We start from the raw sequence: 613 nt of genomic DNA on the forward strand, positions 1-613 counted from the left end.
AGGTAGATGCGCTTGCCGAGCACGGGCGAGGTGATCGAATGCACCGGCGCGGACAGCGCCTCCTCGTACCAGAACTTGCGCGAGTAACCCATCGGGACGTAGCGGCTGTGGCCCAGCGCCCGCGCCACCACGGGCGCCAGCGCGAGGCCCAGCGTGGGCAGGCCGATCACGAGTTCGGGCCCCAGCGCCGACAGGCGCGCCGCCAGCATCGCGCCCAGCGTCTCGACCACGTCCAGCGCCGCGTGGTTGAGCAGCAGCGAAGCCACCGCGTACGCCGGCTCGCTCGCGAGCTGGCGGATCGGCAACATGAGCACGCGGCCGTCGGGCAGGCGTGCCGGATAGCCGAACTGCCAGGGCGGATCGAGCCGGTCGACCGCATCGGCCGCGACGATGTGCYGCCAGTAGCCTGTGGTGGGTTCGGTGAAGTGGTGGGTCATCATGGGGCTCCGTTCGGCGCGAACTGGCGTGAGGGATCGGGAACCGGCGTGGCCGCCAGCAGCCGCCGGGTGTAGGGATCGCGCGGCGCGTTCAGCACCGCGTCGGCATCGCCGCTTTCCACCACGCGGCCCTGGTGCATCACCATCACGCGGTCGGCCATCGCGCGCACCACGCC

At 71.7% G+C, this 613-nt stretch carries 2 protein-coding genes; both read right to left on the bottom strand.

Annotated features, from left to right (window positions below; translation table 11 throughout):
* Positions 1–437 (bottom strand): phosphoribosyltransferase (locus tag AC1DTN_RS38365; protein ID WP_477925423.1); only part of this gene is annotated, 437 nt, incomplete at its 3' end.
* The gene (locus AC1DTN_RS38370) at positions 437–598 is read right to left on the bottom strand and encodes an ABC transporter ATP-binding protein (protein WP_477925425.1); all 162 of its coding nucleotides are present in this window, start codon (positions 596–598) and stop codon (positions 437–439) included. The genes AC1DTN_RS38365 and AC1DTN_RS38370, both read right to left, overlap by 1 nt.
* Positions 599–613: the final 15 nt, after the last annotated feature.

Source organism: Rhizobium sp. 01T444 (assembly GCF_056398305.1).

Excerpts from the sequence above, each read along its gene's own strand:
- AC1DTN_RS38370 (WP_477925425.1), bottom strand. The coding sequence starts at position 598 with ATGGCCGACCGCGTGATGGTGATGCACCAGGGCCGCGTGGTGGAAAGC.